Source organism: Flavobacterium branchiophilum FL-15, assembly GCF_000253275.1.
GTDB lineage: Bacteria > Bacteroidota > Bacteroidia > Flavobacteriales > Flavobacteriaceae > Flavobacterium > Flavobacterium branchiophilum.
In genome coordinates, this window is the sequence record NC_016001.1 from 1,357,706 (window position 1) to 1,380,011 (window position 22,306).

The 22,306-nt window shown below is 33.9% G+C and carries 18 protein-coding genes and 1 other RNA gene; 5 read left to right on the forward strand and 14 right to left on the reverse strand.

What is annotated here, in order from left to right; genetic code table 11:
- Positions 1-13: 13 nt before the first annotated feature.
- The 10 genes from bshA to FBFL15_RS05865 form a co-directional block, all read right to left on the reverse strand.
- Entirely contained in the window at positions 14-1,159 is a 1,146-nt protein-coding gene (gene bshA, locus FBFL15_RS05825) for an N-acetyl-alpha-D-glucosaminyl L-malate synthase BshA (RefSeq protein WP_014083711.1), read from the reverse strand.
- 20 nt (positions 1,160-1,179) lie between these two features.
- Positions 1,180-4,170: a serine hydrolase domain-containing protein gene (locus FBFL15_RS05830; protein ID WP_014083712.1), complete on the reverse strand. Its 2,991-nt coding sequence runs from the start codon at positions 4,168-4,170 to the stop codon at positions 1,180-1,182.
- Between the two features lie 9 nt (positions 4,171-4,179).
- Positions 4,180-4,662, reverse strand: a complete 483-nt coding sequence (locus tag FBFL15_RS05835; RefSeq protein WP_014083713.1) for a hypothetical protein — start codon at positions 4,660-4,662, stop codon at positions 4,180-4,182.
- A gap of 5 nt (positions 4,663-4,667) precedes the next feature.
- The gene (locus FBFL15_RS05840; protein ID WP_014083714.1) at positions 4,668-5,297 is read right to left on the reverse strand and encodes a hypothetical protein; all 630 of its coding nucleotides are present in this window, start codon (positions 5,295-5,297) and stop codon (positions 4,668-4,670) included.
- An 86-nt stretch (positions 5,298-5,383) separates the two neighbouring features.
- Entirely contained in the window at positions 5,384-6,175 is a 792-nt protein-coding gene (locus FBFL15_RS05845) for a (Fe-S)-binding protein (RefSeq protein WP_014083715.1), read from the reverse strand.
- A gap of 276 nt (positions 6,176-6,451) precedes the next feature.
- Positions 6,452-6,898, reverse strand: coding sequence for an LNS2 domain-containing protein (locus FBFL15_RS05850; RefSeq protein ID WP_014083716.1), 447 nt, complete (start codon positions 6,896-6,898; stop codon positions 6,452-6,454).
- Positions 6,899-7,073: 175 nt separating this feature from the next.
- Positions 7,074-8,393 (reverse strand): 4Fe-4S dicluster domain-containing protein, encoded by a 1,320-nt coding sequence (locus tag FBFL15_RS05855; protein ID WP_014083717.1) that lies wholly within the window; start codon positions 8,391-8,393, stop codon positions 7,074-7,076.
- A 3-nt stretch (positions 8,394-8,396) separates the two neighbouring features.
- On the reverse strand, positions 8,397-9,353 hold the full coding sequence (locus FBFL15_RS05860; RefSeq protein ID WP_014083718.1) for an MlaD family protein: 957 nt from the start codon (positions 9,351-9,353) through the stop codon (positions 8,397-8,399).
- 72 nt (positions 9,354-9,425) lie between these two features.
- Positions 9,426-9,566 carry a hypothetical protein gene (locus tag FBFL15_RS16775; protein WP_158309088.1) on the reverse strand — a complete coding sequence of 47 codons (141 nt, stop codon included), beginning with the start codon at positions 9,564-9,566 and terminating at the stop codon, positions 9,426-9,428.
- A gap of 131 nt (positions 9,567-9,697) precedes the next feature.
- Positions 9,698-10,543, reverse strand: a complete 846-nt coding sequence (locus FBFL15_RS05865) for an N-acetylmuramoyl-L-alanine amidase family protein (protein ID WP_148267896.1) — start codon at positions 10,541-10,543, stop codon at positions 9,698-9,700.
- A gap of 96 nt (positions 10,544-10,639) precedes the next feature.
- On the opposite strand from FBFL15_RS05865, the gene FBFL15_RS05870 reads away from it, so the two are divergent.
- The 3 genes from FBFL15_RS05870 to FBFL15_RS05885 all read left to right on the forward strand — a co-directional run bounded on the left by FBFL15_RS05870 (position 10,640) and on the right by FBFL15_RS05885 (position 15,546).
- Entirely contained in the window at positions 10,640-13,351 is a 2,712-nt protein-coding gene (locus FBFL15_RS05870; RefSeq protein ID WP_014083719.1) for a putative LPS assembly protein LptD, read from the forward strand.
- Between the two features lie 19 nt (positions 13,352-13,370).
- A complete protein-coding gene (locus FBFL15_RS05875) occupies positions 13,371-13,751 on the forward strand; it encodes a RidA family protein (RefSeq protein WP_014083720.1) in 381 nt (126 codons plus the stop codon).
- A 367-nt stretch (positions 13,752-14,118) separates the two neighbouring features.
- Positions 14,119-15,546 carry an L-serine ammonia-lyase gene (locus tag FBFL15_RS05885; RefSeq protein ID WP_014083721.1) on the forward strand — a complete coding sequence of 476 codons (1,428 nt, stop codon included), beginning with the start codon at positions 14,119-14,121 and terminating at the stop codon, positions 15,544-15,546.
- Between the two features lie 10 nt (positions 15,547-15,556).
- Here the strand turns inward: FBFL15_RS05885 and FBFL15_RS05890 are convergent, their stop codons facing one another.
- On the reverse strand, positions 15,557-16,762 hold the full coding sequence (locus FBFL15_RS05890; protein WP_014083722.1) for an NAD(P)-dependent oxidoreductase: 1,206 nt from the start codon (positions 16,760-16,762) through the stop codon (positions 15,557-15,559).
- Between the two features lie 188 nt (positions 16,763-16,950).
- Here FBFL15_RS05890 and FBFL15_RS05895 point away from each other — a divergent pair, with 188 nt between their 5' ends.
- Both FBFL15_RS05895 and ssrA read left to right on the forward strand, forming a co-directional pair.
- Positions 16,951-18,156 carry a serine hydrolase domain-containing protein gene (locus FBFL15_RS05895; RefSeq protein WP_014083723.1) on the forward strand — a complete coding sequence of 402 codons (1,206 nt, stop codon included), beginning with the start codon at positions 16,951-16,953 and terminating at the stop codon, positions 18,154-18,156.
- A gap of 31 nt (positions 18,157-18,187) precedes the next feature.
- Positions 18,188-18,584, forward strand: a transfer-messenger RNA (tmRNA) gene (gene ssrA / locus FBFL15_RS15990).
- A 285-nt stretch (positions 18,585-18,869) separates the two neighbouring features.
- On the opposite strand, the gene FBFL15_RS05900 is transcribed toward ssrA, so the two are convergent.
- The 3 genes from FBFL15_RS05900 to FBFL15_RS05910 all read right to left on the reverse strand — a co-directional run bounded on the left by FBFL15_RS05900 (position 18,870) and on the right by FBFL15_RS05910 (position 22,213).
- On the reverse strand, positions 18,870-19,349 hold the full coding sequence (locus tag FBFL15_RS05900) for a hypothetical protein (RefSeq protein WP_014083724.1): 480 nt from the start codon (positions 19,347-19,349) through the stop codon (positions 18,870-18,872).
- Between the two features lies 1 nt (position 19,350).
- On the reverse strand, positions 19,351-21,591 hold the full coding sequence (locus FBFL15_RS05905; RefSeq protein ID WP_014083725.1) for a M1 family metallopeptidase: 2,241 nt from the start codon (positions 21,589-21,591) through the stop codon (positions 19,351-19,353).
- Between the two features lie 124 nt (positions 21,592-21,715).
- Positions 21,716-22,213 (reverse strand): DUF6702 family protein, encoded by a 498-nt coding sequence (locus FBFL15_RS05910; protein ID WP_014083726.1) that lies wholly within the window; start codon positions 22,211-22,213, stop codon positions 21,716-21,718.
- Positions 22,214-22,306: the final 93 nt, after the last annotated feature.

The window sequence follows — 22,306 nt, forward strand, 5'->3', positions numbered from 1 at the left end:
AACCATCTTAAATTTATTTATGGCTTTTTATTTGTTTTGAAAGGGCTTTTTGATATAAATTTTCATATAATGGTACAATTTTTAATATATCAAATTGTTTGGCTACTTCCAAAGCATTATTTTTAAATTGTTTTAAAATTTCGGGGTTCGATACTATCTTTAGAGCGTTTTCGGCCATGGCTTCTACAGCACCAACGGGGCTTAAATATCCAGAATAACCTTCGATATTTACTTCACGAAGGCCGCCCGAATTACTCGAAATAACAGGTACTCCACACGACATGGCTTCTAGGGCTGCTAAGCCAAAACTTTCTGTTTCTGACGGGAGTAAAAATAAATCTGACAAGCATAAAATTCGGTCTATTTCGTTACTATTACCAAAGAAAATTACTTTTTCTGTAATGCCAAGCGTTCTACATAAATCTTCGGCTTTTTCTTTTTCAGGACCATCGCCAACCATCAACAACTTTGCAGGAATTTGTTTTTGAATGTGATAAAAAATCATAACCACATCAGGTATTCTTTTTACTTTTCTAAAATTACTGATGTGCGAAATAATGACTTCATTTTTATTTGCAACCAAACTTCTTTGACAAGGTATAGACTTATCGCTAGCGTTTTTTTCAATTTCAATAAAATTTGGTACAACATGTATGTCGTTGGTAATTTCAAAAAATTGTAAAGTATCTGATTTTAAACTTTCAGAAACAGAGGTTACAATGTCTGATTTATTGATACTAAAAGTTACGGCTGGTTTATAATGTGGATGATTGCCAACTAGGGTAATATCTGTGCCATGGAGCGTTGTAATCATCGGTATATCAATGCCTTCGTCTTTGAGCATTTGTTTAGCCATATATCCTGCATAAGCATGTGGAATGGCATAATGCACGTGTAAAACTTCGATGTCATACAATTTGACCATATCTACCAATTTGCTCGACAAAGCCAATTCATAAGGTTGATAATGAAACAAAGGATATTCTGGAACATTTACTTCATGATAATGTACATTTGGGTTTAATAACGCTAAACGTACAGGCTGCCTGTAGGTAATAAAATGTATTTCATGACCTTTTTTGGCTAATGCCAAACCGAGTTCCGTAGCAACAACGCCACTTCCGCCAAAAGTTGGATAACATACTATTGCTATTTTCATGATAAATTCGTTCTAAAATATTAATTATAAATTGATTCTTGAATGATTTTTTGTATATTTTCTCGAATATTTTCTTTTGATAATTTATTTGGAGCATTTGAGTCTGGATATGTTCTATTGGATACAAATATATATATTGTTTCCGTTTTTGGGTCGGCCCATGCCATAATGCCCGTAAATCCTGTATGTCCAAAACTCATATCTGAAACACAACCACACGTTGGCCCCTCGTTGCCCAATTGTTTGTCAAATCCTAAAGCCCTTCTGTTGCCTTCTGAACAAAAATAACAGGTATTGAACGCATCAAACGTATCTTCAGAAAAATAAGTTATGCCTCCATAATGTCCTTTTTGCAAATACAATTGCATCATTTTGGCAACATCCATGGCGTTTGAAAACAGGCCTGCATGTCCAGAAACACCACCTTCCATGGCGGCTGCCATGTCATGTACATAGCCTTGAACCAATTGATGTCTAAAATAATTGTCGTTTTCCGTTGGTATGATAACAGATTTATCAAAATGATTCAATGGGTTGAAAGTCGTATAATTCATTCCCATGGTTTGATAAAATTGCGCTTCAACTAATTGGTCTAATGATTTTGCCGTCATGCGTTCTACATATTCTTTTAATAAAATAAATGTAAAATCACTATATTTGTATTTTTTTTCAGACAATAATGGGCTGTCTTTTATTTGTTTGATGATGGTATCGTGGTAATCGTTTCTGATAAATAAATTTTGTGCCACTTGTTTTGTAAATCCTTCTTTGGATTCTTTTGAATAATATTTTTCAGATGGAAAAGAAAGACTGTCTAATGTTTTTTTATAAAAAGGGATCCACGCTTGTAATTTGCCATAATGCGAAAGTAATTCTTTGAAAGTAATATTGGCTTTGTTTGATTGCTTTAATATGGGTAACATATCACCCAATGTAGTGTTTAAATTCACTTTGTTTTTGTCATATAATTGCATCACATTGGGCAAAGTAGCCACAATTTTAGTTACAGATGCTATGTCGTAAAGGTCTGAATTAGAGACTTTTACTTTGCTTTCATACGTCGGGTTTCCAAATGATTTTTGATACACCACTTTGCCTTTTCTTGCCACCAATATTTGCATGCCCGGTGTAATTTTCGATTCAATAGCTTTTTGAGCCATTTTATCTATTTCGGCCAGTTTGAGGCTATTCATCCCAACATTTTCTGGTACTGAAAAACCCAATCGATCAATTTTTTTGGTACTCAATCCATCGCCTTCTTTAAAATGGGGCAATATGGATACAGGTAACTTGCCTTTTGCTTCTAACGCTCCAAAAATAAGTTGGGCCGAAATTTCTTGTGCCATGTCGGCATTTTGATAGGATACAATCAAACCTTTCAAAAGGTCAAGATTGGGAATTTGCAATAAAGAATAAGGTCTTGTAAATACGTCCAAAATTACTTTATTGTTTTTGGCTAATTCTTGTATCCATTGTACTTCTGTTTCGGTAAATTCTTGTTTGGCCCACACTTTGTTAGATTTATGAAAACCAACAATTACTACATCAAACGATTGTAATTTAATGTTTAAACTGTCTATATTTTTATCTGAAACTTCGGTTATTTCGGTGTATTTTTTTAGGGTATTTAAAAAAACAGTTGCGTTATCATCGCCTAATTTTACAAAAGCAATTTTTTGCTTTGCAATATCTTTGATGGGTAATATTTCCGATTCATTTTTTAATAATGTTACCGCATTTTCAAACAATTCATATTGCAACGCATCACATTCTGGTTTGTTTAAATCTTTTACAAGTTGGGTTTTGTCAATTGGTTTCAAGTTGTTTAACCCAGATTTGTATTTGTATTTTAATATTTTCTTTACAGAATAAGACAACCTGTCTTCGGAAATGATACTTTCTGCGTAGGCTTTTTTCAATTTCTCGATAGACAAAGGTACATTTTCTGAATAAAGCAACACATCGTTTCCTGCCAAAAAGGCTTCTAAATCTATTTCGCCAGGCGACTTGAAATTACTTGCCGCTTTCATATTGAGTGCGTCTGTAAATACAAGTCCTTTAAAACCCAACTCTCCTTTTAATACATTTGTAATGATATTGTATGAAATAGAAGACGGATAATTAGGTCTTGATTCTAAACTTGGCACATTCAAATGGGCAACCATTACAGATTCTAACCCTTCTTTGAACATTTTTTTGTAAGGATAAAATTCTACATCAAAAAGTCTGTCTTTAGAAAAATTGACAATGGGCAAGCCTTTGTGCGAATCGGTTTCAGTATCGCCATGTCCAGGAAAATGCTTGCCTGTAGCAAAAACACCTTTAGAATGCATGCCTTTCATCAATGCAATGGCATGTTCGGTCACTTTGTGTTTGTTTTCTCCAAATGATCGAAAACCAATTATAGGATTTTTCGGATTGGTATTGATGTCTAATACTGGAGCAAAATTAAATTGAATGTTCATTCTTTTGCATTGATCGGCCATTAAAGCCCCCGTTTTTTCTATCAATTTCAAATTTTGAACCGCTCCCAATGTCATATTGGTAGGAAATCTGTAGGTAGAATCCAATCGCATATTCAAACCCCATTCGGCATCATTGCCAATAAACAAAGGCACTTTTGATTTGGATTGGTATTTATTGGTTAAATTGGCTTGTCTCATAGGTCCTCCCTGAAAAAAAATCAATCCACCAATTTTATAATTTGTAATTAATTTTGAAATATCGCTGATATGCTCCGCATCCTTATTGGACCATGTAGCTACCATAAAAAGTTGCCCAAATTTTTCATCTAAACTCAATTGATTGTAAATACTATCAACCCATTTTTTTTGGTTGGGCATGTCATATTCCTCTTCTGATGGCACAAATTTTGGAATTTCGTGTGCTACCAAATCTGCCGGATTGTTTGATGTAATAGGGGTAGGGCTTACGTTTTTTTTAGTAGCACAGTTGTAAACTAAAAAAAGACCCAAGCCTATAAATAATATTTTAAAATTAATTTTTTTCATTTTGATGCTTTAAAAAAATCTACTGTGCCAGCTTTCTGATGCTGGTACTTCCCAAGATTCATTGAATTCTAATATGGTGTTTACTAAATTGTTAAATACAATGGTATTTGCTGTTACGGCTTTGTCTTTTGCCATTTTTTTGAAATCAATTAATGATTTATGGGCAAAATGTTCGCCATTTTTGAATGTTACATTCATTTTGTCTAGCAAATCTATTTGGTATTTTGTTTCTAAACTTTGTATAAAACCAACCGAAGCGTCTATCGAACAGCCTGTTGCATTTTGAACTTCTTGATTTACAGCAATAATGATGAACCTGTTGTATTTGATTTGATAAGAAGATGCCAATCCAGCACCATGAGCCGACCATTGATTAAGAAAATTTTGTAAAGCAATTTCTATTTCAGAAATTTCCATGTCGGTCAATTTTCTATTCGATGGATAAATCCATATTTTAGATTCTTCTGGTAAATTTTCAAATGGGATGTACATTTTTATTATATTTTTTCTAAATAAGTTAGGACTTTAAAATATCTAAAGTCTTTGATTTTTGGGTCATAAAATTCAAACTCGCTATAATCGACTTTGATTTTATCATTTTTTTTAATTTTGTTTTCACGAAACAAATGAGCTGTATCAAAATAATCCAACAACAACAATTGATGGATTTTGTTTTTATTGTCTTTGAATACAAAGGTTGTAAATTGCTCTGTTTTAATTTCTAACAAAGTACCCGCTGTAAGATTGGATTTTGTTTCTTCGGTGGCACTTTTTGGCTTGTTATCTGCTTCTTCTGATGCTGTTTCTCCCAATTTAAGAATAATATCAGGACAATAATTGAACATTTTAATGGCAACTTGCTCACCAATTTTTCTTAATCCTTCTTGGTCATTAAAGCTAACTCTGTCTTTTGGGTCAATTTTATCCTCTATATTTTGATATTTTTCAATAATACAAATCCCAATATCCATTTTGAGGTTGTCTTCAGATTTTGATGTGTTATTCAGATTTTTGTCTTTTAAGCAAGCACAAGACTGTTTGGCAATACTGTCTAATATTGTAGGACTAATTTGCGAGTGTGCAATAAAAGCATATAAAAAAAGTATTGTTATAAATTTTATTTTCATAATATTGGGTGTAATTGATATAAAAAACCAATATTCAAAAAATGATATTTCAGTTTTGAATATTGGCTCTATATTGATGAATAAAGTTACAAATCATTGGCATTTGCTATTAATTCGGCTATATCCATAATTTTAACTTCGTTTTCTTTTTCTTTGTTTTTTATTCCGTCTGTTAGCATAGTATTACAAAAAGGACAACCCGCTGCAATAATATCTGGTTGGGTTTCTAGGGCATCTTCTGTTCGCTCAATATTGATTTCTTTTGTGCCTTTTTCGGCATCTTTAAACATTTGAGCACCTCCTGCACCACAACACAATCCGTTTGCTTTTGAGCGTTTCATTTCTACCAATTCGGCATCTAATTTTTGTATTAAGTCCCTTGGTGCTTCATATATATTGTTTGCCCGACCCAAATAACAAGGGTCGTGAAATGTAATTTTTTTGCCTTTAAAAGTACCTCCCTGAATGGTTAGTCGGCCTGTATCTAACAATGATTTTAAAAATTCTGTATGATGAATTACTTCATATTGCCCACCCAGTTGTGGGTATTCATTTTTTAGGGTATTGAAACAATGTGGGCAAGCGGTTACTATTTTTTTGGCTTCATAAGCATTTAATACTTCAATATTCATTAAGGCTTGCATTTGAAATGCAAATTCGTTACCGGCTCTTTTGGCTGGGTCGCCTGTACAACTTTCTTCTGTGCCAAGTACTGCAAAACTTACTTGTGTTTGGTTGAGAATTTTTACAAAAGCTTTGGTAATTTTTTTGGCTCTATCATCAAAACTGCCTGCACAACCTACCCAAAATAATACTTCAGGTTGTTTGTTTTCAGCTAGCATTTCGGCCATTGTTGGCACTATTAATTTTTCAGACATGATATTTTGATTTTTATGTTATGCAAATGAAATTCAAAAATGTAGTACCCATTTGCGACTAAATTCTAAATAAAACAGCAAATTCGATTAACATTTTTTGGGCGTTCCCCAAGGGTCGGGCTATCCGTTTCAATCTTTTTTGGTAATCATTTCAGCTGAAACGCATTGCTTAACACCAACAACCATCAACTATTAACCAATTACCAAAAAAGGATTTCCACTACTATCCCTAACGCAAATTACTGCAAATAATAGACTATAGCCCAATTGGCATGTTTATTCGTGTTGTCCGTCGTCGAATACTTGGATGGTTACTTCTTTGTCTATCAAATCGGTAAATTTTCCTCTGTATCGGGTGGCTTTTACTAAGTGATTGTCTATCCAGTGGTAGTTGCCTCCACGTGGTTTGCCCATTACCATGCCATGGTATTTAAAGCCGTGTTTGTTGAGCCATTCTTCTGTTACTTCTCGGTGTGCTTCTGTTCTGGAAGTAAAAAAGAAGATGATGTGTCCTTCGTCATACCATTTGTTGAGGGTGATAAGGGCATCTGGATACAGCTCGGCTGTTGCCATTCGCTCTGGTTCTTCGTTTGGAATGTCGTCGCAAATGGTGCCGTCTATGTCGATTAAATAATTTTTTACTCCGTTTGCCAATACGGGGCTAATAGTTTGTCCATTTTCTGTGGCTGCTACTAAATTTTTATCTAAATCTTGTGTACTCATGTTGTTGTTTGTTTGATATTTGACTTTTGTTGTTGTTTTTTTGTTTGTTGTTTGTTGTTTGTTGTTTGTTGTTTGTTGTTTGCGTGAGGGATAGTAGCGGTATCCTTTTCTTTTTTTTCTTTAAAAAAAGAAAAGATATAGCGAATAGCCCGACCCTTGTGGGCACGCCCAAATGTTACTCATTTTTCCAATTTAATCGGTCTTGTTGGTTGTATGGCCACGGGGCTCCATTGTTTTCGATGTTGGTCATCATGGCGTTTAATGACATGGGTGCGGCACTTTGTTCCATAACGAGGTAGCGACGCATGTCGATAATGATGGAAAGTGGGCTAATGTTTACGGGGCACTCTTCTACACAAGCGTTGCAACTGGTACAGGCCCAAAGTTCTTCGGGGGTTATGTAGTCGTGCAGCAGTGATTTGTTGTCTGGTATGAAAATGCCTTTGTTGGCATCGATATTTTTGCCTACTTCTTCTAGTCGGTCTCGGGTGTCCATCATTATTTTTCGGGGCGAAAGTAATTTGCCTGTTTGATTGGCTGGACAAGACGAGGTGCATCGGCCACATTCTGTGCAGGTGTAGGCATTTAGGAGTTGTACCCAATGGAGGTCTTGTACGTCTGAAGCTCCAAATTTTGTTGGAGTAGTGTTTTCGGGAGCTGTTGCATAAGGATTGGCATTGGGATCCATCATCAATTTGACTTCTGTTGTTACAGATTCTAAATTGTTGAGTTGGCCTTTTGGATTCAAATCGGCAAAATAGGTGTTTGGAAATGCCAATAAGATGTGTAAATGCTTAGATTTGTACAAATAGTTTAGAAAAATAAGGATGCCAATAATGTGTAGCCACCAACATGTTTTTTCGATCATCATGACAAGGCTTTCGTTCATTCCGTTGAAAAGGGGTTCTATATATTGCGAAATTGGGAATGCTCCTGCTGGATGGTAATGACCAAAATGGAGGAGTTGCAAATGATAATCGGCTGCGTTCATACAAAGGAATAGCGACATGAGCACCATTTCAAAATAAAGAATATAGTTGGCATCTGATTTGGACCAGCCTTCTAAATCGTTGTTAGATAATCTATTTATTTTCAGCACGTTACGTCTAATCCAGAATATACTAACGCCAATCAGTACTAAAAAGGCCAATATTTCGAAAGAGGCTATTAGAAAATTATACAAAATGCCTAAACCCGAAAAAGCACGGTGAGTGCCCAAAAGTCCGTCGGTAATGATTTCGAGTACTTCGATATTTATAATAATAAATCCTAAATAAATTATGATGTGCAATAGTCCAGCAACAGGACGTTTGGTCATTTTGGATTGTCCTAATGCAATGAGTGCCATGTTTTTCCATCGTTCGGAGGCATGATCGGTTCTGTCGATGTGTTGTCCTAGTTTGATGTTTCGGATGATTTTTTTGATATTGCCAATAAAATAACCAATCCCCATAGTAAGGATTATTGCAAAAAATATATTATCTAAGTAATTCATGGTTTATTTTTTTTGTATGGTATCAATTGTTGGAGCGATATATGGTTTGTTTTTTTTGCCAAATAAGGAAACATTTACATATCGAGTAGGATAAAGTCTTACGTCTTGTAAAAGAAGTTCTAGTTCTTTTGATGTTTTGGCTAAATTGTTATACATAGCATCGTCGTTGAGCATTTTGCCCATACTGCCTTTGCCAGCTTGCAAGTTGTTCATGATTTTATTGACACTAACCAAGGTTTGCTCTAAATTTTTAACTGTTTTGCCTATATTGGCATGGCTCAACGAATCGGAAATTTTAGTAAAATCGCCCGAAACTTTGTGAAAATTGGTTACAATGCCATTCATTTTGCTTTTGTTATCGGCAAGCATTCCGTTTACTTGTGTAGAAGCGGTATGAAATTCTGCAAGTGTTTTATTGAGATTGGACAAACTCGCTTTGATGTCTTGTTGTGCTTTTTGGTCTAAAACCTGATTCATGTTTTGCAACATTACATTGGCATTGTCTAGCAAGGTTTCTATTTTGGTTTTTAAAGGTGCCATTTGTGCAGCAAGGGCTTCGGCCATACCCAATTTGCTGTTTGATTTTAAAAAAGCCCCGTTTTCTGCCAGTGTTTTTTCTGATTTGTTTGGAATAAGGGCAATTTGTTTGCCACCAATGGGACTTGGTGCATATATTTCGGCAACGGTAGATGGGGTAATGTGGAACTCCTCTTTTACTTGAAGTTCGACAATATTTTGCCAATTTTCGTCGAGTTTTATACCAATTACTTTGCCAACAACTCTTCCGTTTATGGTAATTGGAGAGGACACAACAAGGCCTTCTACGTTATCGTATTTCACAAAAAATGTATTGTAGCTCGTAAATAAATCTTTTCCTTTAAGGAAACTATACCCCCAAATAAATAATAATATAGAGGCAATAACGAGTATTGCGGTTTTGATTTCTCTTGTAATTTTCAATGTCTTAAATTTTGAACAAAAATAAAATAAAATTTCTAATTAACAGCACTAACTTGACAAAAGCATTAAAATTTATATTTTTTTACCGTTTTTAAAGGTTACAATAAAGGCAGATTTGAAGCCTTTCTTCTTGGCTTGTTGTAATAAATTTTTGCAGGTTATACTGTCTGGAGTGGCACCATAATAATATTTATAGAGCTTGTTTTCGAGCAAATAGGATACTTTTTGTAGTCCTTTAAAATTTTGTGGCAGGGTGTCTAATTTAATTGGCGATGCCGAAATTTGTACTTTATATATGGTGCCACTATTGGCGGGATTGTTTAGTATTGGGCTATTGGGTGTTGTTACTTTTGGTGTGTCTTTTTTAATGTCGTTAGTTTCCTTTTTTTTTCGGAAATTTCGTCTTCGGTAGATTCAAAATATTCTCTTTTATATCTTAAAATGGCGTTGGTTATGGCTTGTGCTATTTCGGCTTGTCCTTCATCCGAATCTAAATATCGGCCTTCTACTTTATTGGATATAAACCCCATTTCTATCAATACTCTGGGCATAGCGGCTTTGTGAAGTACCATATAAGGGGCTTGTTTGACTCCTTTGTCCCCACGTAATTTTTTGCCTATTTTATAAAATTCATGTTCAATTTTGCTGGCCAATGAAATGCTTGTTTCTAAATACTCTTCTTGCATGAGCGTAAGGCCAATCATGGATTCGGGCGAATTGGGATTGTAACCTTTGTATTTTTGTTTGTAATCTTTTTCGAGGGTTATTACTTCATTTTCGGCTTTTGCCACTGCCAGGCTCGATTCGTTTTTAGTCATCCCCATCACATAGGTTTCTGTGCCGTCTGCCGTTTGATTGACATTGGCATTGCAATGTATAGACACAAAAATATTGGCATCGCTTTTATTGGCTATATTGGCTCGTTCTAATAAATCTATAAAAACATCGGTTTTTCGAGTGTAATTTACTGCTACATCGGACTGTTTTTCAAGTATTTGGCCTAATTTTAGCGCTACTGCCAAAGCAATGTTTTTTTCGACATGTCCATGGTAATTGGCACCAAAATCCTTGCCTCCATGACCTGCATCTAGGGTAACTTTAAATTTAGATTGACCAAATACTATGGGACACACCAATGCAAAAACTACTAAAAACCAATTCTTTACCTTGAATTTATAGTTATTATTCATAAAAAAGTTAATTTTAATATAAACGATTTGTTATTAAATTTAATAAATGACTATTTTTGACGAAAATTAATCTGTAAATTTGTCCAATCAATTTCAATGCCAAATTTTACAAAAATAGTATTTATAACATTGCGAACAAACTTATTTTATATCGTTTTACTGACTTTTATATTTGCAGCAAATAATTCTTATTTATATTCGCAAGATGTAAATAAGAAGACGGTTGTTGTACCCATCAAAGCACAAAAAGACACTACATTTGTGGGCCTTAGCACGCTATCCAAAAAAAATGATACCGTTAAAAACCAAAATGGAAAGGTCAAAAAACCTTTGATTGAATCCAAAATTAGATATACGGCTGTTGATTATGTAAAAATGAATCAAAAAACCAAAACGGTTACCCTATACAATAAAGCCGAATTGTATTATCAAGACATTGAATTGAAATCTGGTATTATTGTGTTGAATAATGATAAAAGCGAAGTATATGCAGGAAGAATTAAAGATTCTACGGGTAAATACACGCAATTACCTGTTTTTAAACAAGGCAGCAACGTTATTGAGCCCGATTCGATTCGTTTTAATTTTAAAACCAAAAAAGCACTTATTTGGAACTCACGTACTGAACAAGATGAATTTAAAGTAAAAGCCGAAATTACCAAAAGGGTTAACGATTCGGTATATTTTATGAAAAAAGCCCGATTTACTACTGCAAAAGATTTGGAACACCCTGATTATTATTTTCAAACGTATAGGGTAAAATTTGTCCCAGGCAAAAACGTTGTAACAGGATTGACAAACCTTGTAATTGCTGATGTTCCAACGCCTTTGGCTTTGCCGTTTGCTTATTTTCCATTATCCAAAGAAACACGAACTTCGGGTATCATTATGCCTATTTTTGCAGACAATTCTCAAAGAGGTTATTCGTTGCAAAATGGAGGTTATTATTTTGCATTGAGTGATAATTATGATTTGGCAGTACTTGGCGACTACTATACCAATGGTGGTTATGCCCTCCGATTTGAATCTTCGTATGCCAAAAGATATCGTTTTAGAGGAAATTTTAGTTTGCGATTTGAAAATTTAATCAACAGCGAAAGAGGCTTGCCCGATTATTCCAAAACAAATAATTACAACATCAACTGGTCCCACAGCAAGGATTCAAAATCAAGTCCCAATTCGAGTTTTACAGCATCTGTTAATATGGGTAGCAGTAAATTCTTCCAAAATACATATAATCAGAACTATGCTGGTTCTAGGCTAAATAATACTTTAAGTTCATCTATATCATACACCAAAAGATTTAATAGTGTACCACAAGTTAATTTGGCAGTGGCAGCTACACAATCACAAAATACTCAAAATCAACAAATTAATTTATCTTTACCCAACCTAACACTAAATGTAGATCGGGTTTACCCTTTTGCTCCAAAAGACGGCCTTAAAAAAGGATTCATAAAAAATATCAACCTACAATATAGCCTTGCTGGCCGAAATGATATTGCTACAACAGACTCGTTATTTTTGAAAAAAGCCATGTTTGATGATGCAAAAGTGGGGATGCAGCATACGATTCCTATCAGTACCAATTTTAAAATATTTAAGTATTTTAGTGCCTCTACCAATTTGAATTATAACGAGGTATGGGCCATCAAAACGATTAAAAGAAATTTTGATAGCAATCTAAATAGTGTAATAACAAGTAATGTTAACGGATTTGATGCTTTTAGAACTTATTCGTTTTCTACCAGTTTGGGTACAACCATTTATGGAACATTTAATTTTGGCGAAAATAAAAAAATAAAATCCATCAGACATGTTGTTCGGCCATCTATTTCATATAGCTACACCCCAAGTTTTGCAAAATATTATGACACCTATGCTACAGATGCCAGTGGAACCATTCGAAAAGATTATACCCGATTTGAAAACAGTATTTTTGGTACTCCAGGCAAAACCATGTCAAACAACATAGGTTTTAGTTTGAGTAATACTTTTGAAGCCAAAGTAAGAGACAAAGACAGTACTAAAATTGAACCTAAAAAAATCATGTTGATTAATAATTTGAACTTATCAACAAGTTATGATATTACGGCAGACTCATTAAAATTAGCCCCTTTGCGAATTAGTGGCGGTACTCAATTGCTCAATAATAAAATGAATATTAATTTTGGCACCACCCTCAATCCGTATGCTTTAAATAATAAAGGGCAAATGATTAACAAATGGAATATCAATAATGGAGGTAGTTTGTTAAGAATGACTAGTGCCAATATGACCATGAATTATTCTATAGCAAGCAGCAGCAAAGAGGATAAAAAGAAGAAAGAAAAAGACAATGTAAATGCTCAAAATGGAGGCAGAACAGACGATTTGTTTGGACGTAATATGGATTTGAGCAACCAACGTCAAAGTTTATTTGATAAAGAAGAAGATGAATCAGATCAAAAAGATACTGGATTTTTCAATACTAAAATCACTTGGGACTTAACCATGGCTTACTCTTTAACCTATTCAAACACTGCCCGTGAAGATCAAATTTCGGGCAATTCGTTGATGGTTTCGGGCAATATTTCCTTGACTCCCAAATGGAAAATGGGGGTTTCAACGGGCTATGATTTTGTTCAAAAAGGGGTAACTTATACCAATTTTAGAATGGAACGAGATTTGGACAGTTGGCGCATGAGCTTTAACTGGATTCCTTTTGGAACTTATACCTCATGGGGCTTTTTTATTGGGATCAAGTCGTCTATTTTGAAAGACATCAAATGGGAGAAAAATAAAATTCCAGACCGAGTATTGCGTTAAAAATTAAATATTATATCACATGAAAAAAGTAATCATCACAGAGCAAGCTCCAGCTCCAATTGGACCTTATAATCAAGCTATTTTAAGCGGTAACACCCTTTATGCTTCAGGACAAATAGCATTGGATCCTAAAACCATGCAAGTTGTTGAGGGTACCATTCAAGAAGAAACCCAACAAGTTATGGAAAACATGAAAGCCGTTTTGGCCGCTGCCGAAATGACCTTTGAACATGTAGTAAAATCAACTATTTTTATTACTGATATGCAACAATTTACAGCAATAAATGAAGTATATGGCACCTATTTTGACGAAAAAACAGCTCCAGCCCGAGAAACCGTTCAAGTAGCTGGACTACCAAGAGGAGTACGTGTAGAAATTTCAATGATTGCAGTAAAGTAATGCTATATTTATTATATTAATGGTCTATATTCTAATTTTGTTCAGCAAATTAGAGCGGTCCTTTTTGGGCGTTCCCCAAGGGTAGGGCTATCTGTTTCAAACAACGTTCATTGAACTCCAAAAGAAATATATTTTTGTGGAATATTTTTTTTTTTTGATCATCACATTCAGAAACGATATTCGTGCAAAATAACGTACCCCTTTTGGGGTCTGGGGGGCTTCTAAAAGGATTTCCATTGCTATCCCTATGCAAAATACGGTTAATATAAGCATCCCGCATTTTAAATTTAACATCATTCGGAAATTATTTTTTTTCATACAAATAAATGAAATCTGTGTGAAATAATCATTTGTAAAACTATATTTTATGCAAGAATGTATTTCAGTATTTGACATGCTCAAAATAGGTGTTGGACCTTCTAGTTCTCATACACTTGGCCCTTGGCGAGCAGCCGAACGATTTTTGAACGAATTGCAACAGCAACAAATTTTAGATAAGGTGCAGCATATTGACATTGATTTATATGGATCTTTGTCGCTAACTGGCAAAGGACATGCCACCGATTTTGCTATTATTTTAGGATTAAGTGGCCAGAATCCAGAGTATATGCCTATTGAAAATATTACTTCCATTATCGATGCCGTAAAAAAGGACAAGGTGTTATGGCTCAATAATCAATACCAATTGGACTTTTGTTTTGAAAAAGATATTATTTTTAATAAAAATTTCTTATCTTTTCATGCCAATGGATTAAAATTTAGTGCAACCTTGCTTGATAACCAACGCTATGAGGCTGTTTTTTATAGTATTGGAGGCGGCTTTGTTGTAAAAGAAGAAAGATTGAATGCAAAATTAAAAAGCCAAATCAAATGTGCTTTCCCATTTCCAATACAAAAAGCGTCAGAATTATTACAATATACTATCGATCAGAATAAAAAAATTTCTGAAATAGTTTATGAAAACGAAAAATCTATGCGAGCAACATCTGAAATTGATTCGGAGTTGATGCGAATATGGCATACGATGTTGGAGTGTATGTATGTAGGGTGCCATACCGAAGGTATTTTGCCAGGCGGACTTCATGTTCGCAGACGGGCATTTGACATGCATCAAAATTTAATAGGCTTATCCAACTACAATAACCCACAAGAATGGCTCGAACAAATTAGATGTACAGAAGTCAAATTCAGACAAATTCTAAAATGGGTAAGCTGTTTTGCTTTAGCAGTAAATGAAGTCAATGCCTCATTAGGTCGGGTGGTTACAGCACCAACCAATGGAAGTGCAGGCGTCATTCCAGCGGTATTGATGTACTATTTGGTCATTGAAAACCATCAGGCAGGCGAGGAAGCCATCAAACAATTTTTATTAGTTGCAGGCGAAATAGGAAGTATTTTCAAAAAAGGAGCTACCATTTCGGCAGCAATGGGAGGTTGTCAGGCAGAAATTGGTGTGTCTTCGGCCATGGCGGCGGCGGCTTTATGCGAATTGATGGGGGGCTCACCTGCACAAGTATTGATGGCTGCCGAAATAGCCATGGAACATCATTTGGGTTTAACTTGCGACCCTATTGGCGGCTTGGTTCAAATTCCGTGTATAGAACGCAATACCATGGGAGCCATAAAAGCCATTAATGCGGCAGAACTCGCCTTAGAAACAGATGCAAAAAATGCAAAAGTTCCTTTGGATAAAGTAATTGATACGTTGTGGCAAACCGCACAAGATATGAATGCTAAATACAAAGAAACTTCTGAAGGTGGATTGGCCATTGCCGTTAATGTAGCCGATTGCTAACCTTTTTATTCTATTCTAGGCCATCTACATAATTTTGTAAATAGGCAAAGCGAGGGGTTAATTGGCCATTTTCGGTCATTTTAGCCCGCTCTAAAATGCCATCTTGATCCCCATTAAAAAAGGCTGGAATGACATGTTCTATAAACATTTGCCCAAATCCTTCACTGGCATCTTTTGGCAACTCGCACGGCAAATTGTCCACTGCCATCACTACTATGGCTGCTGGATGAAAATAATCAACTTCTTGATGGGTAGAAGGCAAATAGCCATAAATTGGATCTTCTATGGTAGAGGCTCGTAGTGTACAAGCTATGGGATCTGCAATATCACAAGACACATCGGCAACTACTTTTATTTTACAATCGGGTGCATTCAACTGCTTTTGCGTCAAAATTTTAGGGGCATTATTGGCATAAAAATGACCAGAAATATAAATATCTGAAACCTTTGTAAATTTTTCAAAATCGGATTCATACTCTTTTGGATTTTGGTAAAAATCCTTATAATTCAATAGCTGTCCGTCTTTTCGTTTGTTGTAATCCAAAACATCTATTTGTGTAAACACGGGTGTGGCATAAATTTTTTTTAGAAAATCATCTGCAGATACTTGCTTTATTTTCATGCCAACCAAAATTTCTTTGATTCCCATGCCCACTTTGCCTGTTCCTGTTACTACTATTTTGATAGGTGGAAGGGTTGGTCTTTTCAATCTACTAATTAGTTCGTCTTTTGATTGTAAACTTGAAGCTTTTGGCAATTGAAACAACTCAAATTTGATTCCAAATGCCCTAAAAGCGTTGTATGCCCCAACAATTCCTGCATATTTACCAAAACCTATTAATCGTTTATAGTCTGCATCAACAATGGTTTCATGGTCTAATAAAGTGATATTTTTTTCTAAAATAGCTTTTAGTAAGGCTCTGTTGTAAGGCTGTTTCTTGATAGTATGCGAAAAAAAGAAGTATTTTTTGTTAGGAATCAAAGCTTCAATAGGCACTTCTTTTACACCAAACAATACATCACAATCAGACAAATCATCTACCACTTCAAAGCCTTTTTCTATATAAGACTCGTCTGAAAATACTCTAATGTCAGATTTTTCAATTTTTATTTCAGATTCTTTAAATTGTTCTTTAAAACTAACCAAGGCTTCTGGCGAAAAAACGACTCTTCTGTCTGGCGGGTTTTTACGCTCTTTTATTATTCCAAATTTCATTTTTATTAATTTAACATTTAATATTATTATTGTTACAAATATAACATTTTAAAAACATTTACCATAAATTTATTTTATTTTTAAAAGGTTAATTATCAAATCATTAAAAAAAAACCATTTCTAATTCTAAAAAAAACTTTTGGCACCCAAAATGTTTATTATATTTGTTTTTTGAAAGCACAAAAATAATGAAAATAATCAAGTCAATCACGTATATCTCCATCCTTTCTATGGGTCTATTTTCTTGTCAAAAATCGACACAAAAGATATTACCCACTGTTCAAAAAATCAAAACAAAAACGGGTTCTTTTTTAGAAATGCAACCCAACCCAATGGCAGACTTGCCCAAACTTTCAAATACTGATTTGCAATCAAAGCAGCAGCTGATTTTTGATTTTTATAATAAAAATTGGAAAAACAACATGAATGGCAGTTTTTTAGTTGCTCAAAATGGTCAGATTATTTTTGAAAAATATGATGGTTTTGCTGATTATGAATTACAAAAAAGTATAACTCCACAAACGCCCTTGCACATTGCATCGGTGTCAAAGGTATTAACAGCTACCTTGATTCTTAAATTGATTGATCAAAAAAAATTGGCCCTTGATCAAAAAGTGAATACCCTTTTCAATTTATTTCCTTATCCAGAAATAACCATCAAAACGCTTTTAAATCACAGGTCTGGATTAAGAAATTATGCCTATTTTACGGCCGAAAAAGGCATTTGGGACAAGCATAAAATACTAACCAACCAAGATATTTTAGATATATTAATCCATAAAAATATCCAATTGGAGTTTCCAACAGACAGCCGTTTTAGTTATTGCAACACCAATTATGCCTTATTGGCTTTGGTTATCGAAAAAATTACAGGTTTAACTTATGCCGATGCCATGAACAAAATGCTATTCAAACCATTACAAATGAAAAACACGTATGTATTTGATTATCAAAAAGATAAAGATACAGCTACACCATCATATAAAGGAAATTTTAGAAAAGTTGGTTTGGATTATTTAGATGGAATTTATGGCGATAAAAATATTTTTTCTACACCTAGAGATTTATTACAATTGGATTTGGCCCGCCGAAGCCCTAATTTTGTACATCAAAATTTGCAAGAAGCCATTTATAGAGGGTACAGCTATGAAAATCGTGGAGCCAAAAATTATGGTTTAGGTATCAGGATGATAGAGTGGACAACGGGCGAAACCCCTTTTTATTTTCATAATGGATGGTGGCATGGAAGCACGTCTTCATTTATAACATTAGGCAAAGAAAACGTAACCATCATTTCATTGTCAAATAAATTCAATCATGAAACATATAAAGTAAAATATATAGCCACTTATTTTGGTGATTATCCTTTTAAAATAAAAGATAGTTTGGAATAAAAAAAAATTGTATATTTGCAGCAATTCAAATGGGGTCGACTGGTTTTGACAGCAAGTCGAATTGAACAGTAAGCAGGTCGAGAACTGGAGTAATTCTCGTAAATAAAAGGCTTCAAACATTTTACACGGCGAAGGAAACTACGCTCTTGCTGCATAATCTGAATCATAGTAAGATTAGCCTCGTCCTACAAGGTAGGAAAGCAGGATTCTCCTCAAAGGCTTTGGTTTATAGCATTTGATACAGGGGAATCGTAAAGATAAACCTAGATTACCGTTTGTTTCGTACGGTTTTCGAAAATTAAGAAACTAAGTGTTTTGTGGTTGTTTCTGACCTAGCTCAACATCGAAAATTCAATCAGAAAATAAGCCTGTAGAAAGCTCTTTAGTTGCTTGTTTGGACCCGAGTTCGACTCTCGGCGACTCCACAAAAAAACGCAAATATCTTATTTTTAGATAGTTGCGTTTTTTTATGCCTCAATTTGTTTTTTTTGATGAAAAGTAGCTAATACCAAATATACCTATAAAATAGTCCAATCTACTTGTTCTTTTTTGCTAAAATCATTCAAAAAAAATAGTTCCGTAGCCCAGCTATGCAACGATTTTTTTTGAAAAATTTTTCTAAAAAATAACTACGCATCTTTGGACTATTTTATAAATATATTTGGTATAAAAATATTTCTTGGATAATAACTGATTATCATCAACGAAGTATATCATTCAAAACTAGTTTTATATAGTTCTAACAATTTTTTTGAAAAAAATAAAGACGAAAAAGAATCAAATGCAGTAGGATTATTTTTTTCTAAATCTTCAAATTTGTCAAAATATAATTGTAATTGTTGTGTTGATAATAATTTTCTGTAATCTTCTTCTTGTCTTATTAGTGTTTTGATGTATAAATTGGTGTCTTTTTCGTCTTCAGACACAATCATTTTTTTATAAATAGCAAGTAATTCTTTGTATTGTTTGATAAATAAATCTCTAAAAATAGGATTTTGTTCATCGGTATAATGTACAATTCCAAAAGTAATTTTTCCTTTGGTTTGCCAAAATAATGTTTCGCCTTGATCGCCATTTTTTACAAAATTTTGCATAACAGCAACCTTCAATTTGATGGTTTTGTCTATGGATTGAGACCATAATACTATTGGTAAAAGCCCTATCAATAGCCCAATAATAAACCGTTTTTTCATTTTAATCAAACTTAGATTTTACTTCTTGTTTTGGCCATACATTGTTTGATGTATCAATATCGGCCGTTTCGGCATTTGGATCGATCACTATTTTTGAAATTAATTTTTGTGTTGCAAATGTTCTTGTAACATAAGCATCGTTCAAGCGCCAAATTTGTGCTGGAAAAGTTTGCTTTTCAGTAGTACCATCATCATACGTTATGGCAACAATTAACGGCATAACTAAACCTCCAGGTTTGTCAAAAGTTACTTGATAAAAGTACTTTGGTGTGTTCAGTTGGGCTATTTGTTGTGGCGTAAAGTTGGCTTTCAAAAAGGCATCTAATGCAGTAATTTCGCTTGTTACTAGAGGTTTAAGAGGGTTTTCTGTGCTTACTTCGTTCAAAAAAACTTGTGGTCCAGAAGTTTTAAATCTATTTTTTCTATTCACTTCTGGAGCTACAAAATCTTTTTGGGCTTCGTTTGAAACCACAAACTGCTTGACCTCTTTTATGCCAATATCTGTATAATCAGTGGTGTAAAACCATCCTCTAAAAAACCAATCCAAATCTGTTCCAGAGGCATCTTCCATTGTTCTAAAAAAATCTTCGGGAGTTGGATGTTTGAATTTCCATCTGTTAGCATAAGTTTTGAAAGCATAATCAAATAATTCATGTCCCATAATGGTTTCTCTTAAAATATTAAGTCCTGTTGCTGGTTTGCCATACGCATTGTTGCCAAATTGGTGTATGGTTTCGGAGTTGGTCATTATGGGTTCCAAAAATTTTTGATCGCCACTCATATACGGTATAATTTTGCTAACAGGCCCTCTTTTTGAAGGAAATTTTGTATCAAACGTTTTTTCTGCCAAATATTGCATAAAAGAATTTAAACCTTCATCCATCCAAGACCATTGTCTTTCATCAGAATTGACAATCATCGGAAAAAAATTGTGCCCAACTTCATGTATGACCACACCTAGCATCCCATATTTTACAAAATCCGAATAGGTGCCATCGGCTTCTGGTCGGCCAAAATTCCAACATATCATCGGATATTCCATACCTTGATCTTGTGCATTTACAGATACGGCTTTTGGATATGGATAATCAAAAGTGTAGCTAGAATAACTTTTGAGTGTATGAGCCACGGCTCTTGTAGAATATTGTTCCCATAGTGGATTGCCCTCCTTTGGATATAAGGAAACTGCCATTACTGTTTTTTCTGATAATTTAACAGCCATCATGTCTAAAATAAATTTTCGAGAGGTTGAAACACCAAAATCCCTTACATTATCGGCCTTAAATTTCCAAGTTTTTTTCTTGTCTGCAAATCCTTTTTCGTTTTGCATGGCCTCATCTTGAGTTACAATTACAACAGGTTTGTCAAAACTTTTTTGTGCTAATTCATATCTTTTCAGTTGCTCTGGAGTATATACTTCGGCTCTGTTGAGTAAATTTCCTGTTGCTTCCATCACATGGTCTGCTGGAACGGTTACGTTTACTTCAAAATTTCCAAATGGTAAGGCAAATTCACCTGTTCCCCAAAATTGCATATTCTGCCAGCCCTCTACATCGTTATATACGGCCATTCGTGGATAAAATTGAGCTAAAACATACAAATTATTGCCATCGCTAAAATGTTCATATCCAGACCTTCCGCCTTCTATCATGTAATTATTGATGTTGTATTGCCATTTGATTTTAAGGATTATTTTTTGACCATGAGCAAGTGGTTTTGATAAATTAATTCGCATCATGGTTTGATTGATGGTATAAGATATTGGATTGTTTAAGGCATCTTTTACAAACTCAATTTTAAAACCACCATCAAATTTTTCTTCTAAATATTTTCTGGAAAATCCAGATACAGAAATAGAGGGATCTATTTTTGAATTTTCCACCAATGGTGTTTTAGAATCTTTGGCCAAAATATTTTGATCTAACTGCAGCCACAAATACTCCAAACTCTCTTTGGCATTATTGGTATAGGTAATGGTTTCAAAACCATATAATTTTTGATTTTTATCATCCAATTCAATATCCATTTTATAATCCGCTTGTTGTTGGTAATATTCTGGACCAGGTGCTCCAGATGCGGTTCTATACATATTAGGTGTAGCCAAAAGATCATACATTTGTCTGAATTTGTTACGGTCTTCGTGTCCCGAAACTTTCGTTTTGGCTGTTTCATTAGTCTCTTGTGCCTCGATGAAACCTGAATAGGTGATACATAAAATAATTAGGAATAACTTGCTTTTCATAAATAATTTTTTTTATGATGGATGTTGTATGGATATTTAAGTATTATTGTTTTAAAACAAAATACAAATATATTATTTTTTTATATATACTGATTCATTTTTGATAATAAAAGCATTGATTTTTTTAATATTTAATAACTTCTTTAAAATAGGTATTGGTAAACAATAATGTTTTTTTCTGATTATTAATCTGGGTTTGAATGATGTTTTGTTGATCGGGATGAAGTTCTAAAAAACTTTTATTTTCTATTTCTATTTTCTTAATGGTTTGAATATCAACTATTTTCAAATAACAAATCAACACATCATCTTCTATTTCTTTTAAATGAAATACCATGTTTTTTGGGGTTCCATTAATAGTTATTTTGATATTTTCAAATAAATAATTTTTCAACAAAACACTAGCTTCTTTTGTTTCGGAAGTGTCTCCAATAAGTGTTTTTATATGGTGTTTTTTATACAATACTTCGTTCAAATCGTCTATAAACAATCGACAAGTAATTTGAACTTGTTTTTTTTGTGGCACAAAATTAATTTGATACATCGAAACATAAAATTTATGCATATTGAAACACAATAATAAGGATGCAGTTATGATAATGAGTATTTTTTTTTTGTTCATAATCTGTTGATATTTAGTATAATAACAATTTTTATTTTGAAGGGTTGCTTTGTAACAACTGTTTGAACTGTATGGCCAATTCAACCATTGTAA